This is a genomic window from Spirochaetota bacterium, from assembly GCA_004297825.1.
GTDB lineage: Bacteria > Spirochaetota > UBA4802 > UBA4802 > UBA5368 > FW300-bin19.
Genome location: SCSX01000042.1, coordinates 1 through 3,455 on the forward strand (window position 1 = coordinate 1; position 3,455 = coordinate 3,455).

Below are 3,455 nucleotides of genomic sequence, written 5' to 3' on the forward strand. Positions count from 1 at the left end.
GCATAATGACGACCTGCTGGCGGCTTGTTTTCAGCTTTGCCGCGGCAAGGGCGATATTCACGTAGACGATGTGGCTCATGTTTATAGAAGTGCGAAGCATTCCGTATCCTCCGGGACAAAGGCGTCCAGAGTGAATACGAATGGGGAATGAAAAATAAGAACGGTTTTCCCGGCTTCGATCCGGGCGCCTGAAAAATAATTCACACTCGATACGCCCCGACAAGTCCCGATCTACGATCCCGCGTCCCCACGGGCAGACCCGCGCATCGGCGCCCCCCGTCGTTTCCGGCTTGCAAAGAACCTCCGAACAGGTTACTATCAGGCATTGGGAGGATCGTATGAATGCGCTCGACTGGATTATCGTCGCTGCGTACATCGCGGGGGTCGTCGGGATGAGCTTCATGCTCGCGCGGCGGCAGGAGAGCCGGGAGGATTATTACCTGGGGGGGCGGACCGTCCCCTGGTGGCTCGTGGGATCGTCGCTCCTCGCAAACCAGGTAAGCGCGATAAGCCTCATAGGCGCGCCGGCGTTCATCGCGTTGCGCGCGGGCGGGGGGCTCGTCTGGATGCAATACGAGATCGCGGTGCCGCTGGCGATGGCGGTCGTGATCGTGTTCCTGGTGCCGGTGTTCCGCCGCGCGGGCGGGATCACGATATACGAATTTGCCGAAAAGCGTTTCGGCGTATCGTCGCGCGTGGTGCTCAGCGTGATCTTTCTCGCGAGCCGCTCGATGGGGGCCGGGGTGATTCTCCTCGCGACCTCGTACGTGAGCGCCGCGGTGCTCGGGATCGACCTGGGGCTGACCATACTCCTCATAGGCGCGGTGACCGTGCTCTACACCACCGCCGGGGGAATCCTGGCCGACATCTATACCGACTTCGTGCAACTCGTCATCCTGTGGATCGCGTCGTTCGCGTGTATCGGCATCATCGCGGCGCAGCTGGGCGGGGACCTGTCGCTTCCCGCCGAATCGGCGTTTCGCGCAACGGCCTTCCGGTTCGGCTCGACGGGATTGGGGGACGGGGACCCTTTTTCCTTCTGGCCCATGGTCATCGGGGGATTTTTCCTGTACGTATCCTACTACGGCTGCGACCAGAGTCAGGCGCAAAGGCTTCTCGCCACCGCGAGCACGAGGGAGGCGCAGAAGGCGCTGCTCATGAACGGGGTGGTGCGCTTTCTCCTGACGGCGACTTACTGCGCCGTGGGCGTGCTCATGATCCCGTTCCTGGAGCGTACCCCGGAATTCGCCGCGAGCCTTGCCGGGGCGCCGCCCGATTTTCTCATGCCGCGTTTTTACATGGAATACGTGCCGGCCGGGCTCAAGGGCGTGCTCGTCGCCGGGATACTCGCGGCGAGCATGTCGAGCCTCGATTCCGCCATGAATTCCCTCTCCGCGTCCGCGTGGGAGGACGTACTTGTCAAAATATTTCCGCGCCTCGCCGCCGCGGGGAGAAAGACCGGGGTCGTGGGGGCGCGCGCGCTGTCGGTCGGGTGGGGCGTGTTCGCGACGTGGTTTGCTCTCAACCTCGTGGGCGGTCCCGAGACCGTGATCGAGCTCGTGAACAGGATCGGCTCCGCGTTCTACGGGCCAGTGGCCGGATTTTTCGCGCTCGGCATCCTCTTTCCCCGGGTTAGGGGAGCTCACGCGCTCACCGGTCTCGTGTCGGGGGTCGCGCTCAATATCTTCCTGTGGCGGTTCTTCGGGGACGCGGTGTCCTGGATGTGGTGGAACGCGGCCGGATTTTTCACGGCGCTCCTGACGGGTTTTCTCCTTTCCCTGCCCGGCGGCGACGAAAACCTCCGGCTCGTCGCGGCCCCGCGGCGCTATTTCGCCGATGCTCCCCGCGGCTACATTAGTGCGCTCGCCGCCTGGACCGTGCTGATCGCGGCCGCGTGCGCCGGCGCGGGGGCACTGCTGGCGCGTTAGACGGAATTAAGTGAAACGGCTTCGAAATCCCGTGCTTGACGGGCGCTCCCGGCAGATGATACATTCTAGGCAGAGGCCGGGCCGGGGGCCGATACACACGGCAGATATCCGGATACAGGAGGAAAATATGAGCGCTCTTGTAAAAATCATGACCGCGGCGCTCGCGGTAATCGTCGCGGTCTGCCTGCTCGCGCTGGGGGCGCTGTATCTCCGCTGGGGAGGCGGCGCCTACCTGCGCGACATGAGCACGGCGCCCCTCCTGGGCGAAACCGCGCTCGAGGTCGTGGCGAACCTGGATTTTCCCCCCGGCAATATCGCCGTCGCGGGATCGGGCAGGGTGTTCTTCACCTTCCACCCGGACGCGAACCCTTCGCTAAGGGTTGCCGAGCTCGTTAAGGGGAAACCGGTTCCCTACCCGGACGCGTCGTATCTGCTTAAAAACAAGGACGGACATTACTACACCACGGTGCTGTCGCTCCGCGTCGATTCCCGGAACCGCCTGTGGACACTCGACCACGGTAATCACGGCACCGACCGGCCGCGCCTGTACGCGTTCGACCTGGCGACCGATACGCTCGTCTACGAATACGAGTTTCCGTCGGGGGTCGCCGGGTTCGGCTCCATGATGAACGATCTGCAGATCGACCCGAAGGCGGAATTCATGTACATCGCGGATACGAGCATCGTCGCAAACTCACCCGCGATTTTGGTCCTCGACATCGCGGCGAAAAAATGCCGGCGGCTTCTCGCGTCGCATCCGTCGTTCATGGCGACGAACCACCGGATGCGCATCGACGACAGGGACATCGCGCTGTTCGGCGCGATTCCGCTCAAGATCAACCTGGACTCGATCGCGCTCGACCGGCAGGGGAAGACGCTCTATTTCGGACCGCTCACGGGCGATACGATGTACCGCATCGACACGGTCTCCCTGCGCGACGCAACCCTTTCCGCCGACGCGCTCGCGGCGCGGGTCGAGAAATACGCCGCGAAGTCCCACAGCGACGGAATGACCACGGACAACGCGGGGAACCTGTACCTGGGTGACATGGAGCGTTATGCGATACATGTGATCCGTCCGGGGGGAAAACTGGAAACCCTGGTGAAAAGCCCCCGGCTTCGCTGGCCGGACGGGTTCAGCTTCGGGCCGGGGGGCTGGCTCTACGTGAGCTGCAGCGCGCTCCAGCACGTGATCTTTCGCGACGAGGCGCACGTGCGCGCAAACGCACCGTACCAGATCTTCAGGCTTCGCGCGGAGGCTCCGGGAGTCCCCGGGCAATGAGGGGGACGGGAAGTGGTTTACATAAGGGAAATGGGGAGTGGAAGACACACCTCGCCCCTGGAGGTGTTGGACGTGTGTGTTTCTATGATGCTTACAGGGATGAAGTGCGGCGGTGAATTCTTCCCTTAGGGGTGTCGCCGGGGTCTCCCCAGTACAATTCCCAGCATATTATGCCATTTTCGATCCTCTGGCCGATGGCGTAATGTGGAAATTCGGCATAGTTATGCCTGCTCCCCCCATCTTGA

Annotated in this window: 2 protein-coding genes; both read left to right on the top strand. The window is 62.7% G+C overall.

Features of this window, described 5'->3' with window-relative positions:
- Positions 1 to 338 precede the first annotated feature (338 nt).
- The gene (locus tag EPN93_09080) at positions 339 to 1,928 is read left to right on the top strand and encodes a sodium transporter (GenBank protein TAL36076.1); all 1,590 of its coding nucleotides are present in this window, start codon (positions 339 to 341) and stop codon (positions 1,926 to 1,928) included.
- A gap of 10 nt (positions 1,929 to 1,938) precedes the next feature.
- On the top strand, positions 1,939 to 3,210 hold the full coding sequence (locus EPN93_09085) for a hypothetical protein (GenBank protein TAL36077.1): 1,272 nt from the start codon (positions 1,939 to 1,941) through the stop codon (positions 3,208 to 3,210).
- The last annotated feature ends 245 nt before the right edge of the window (positions 3,211 to 3,455 follow it).

Bases quoted from the DNA above. Each gene is read 5' to 3' on its own strand.
- EPN93_09080 (TAL36076.1), top strand. From the start codon at position 339: ATGAATGCGCTCGACTGGATTATCGTCGCTGCGTACATCGCGGGGGTC.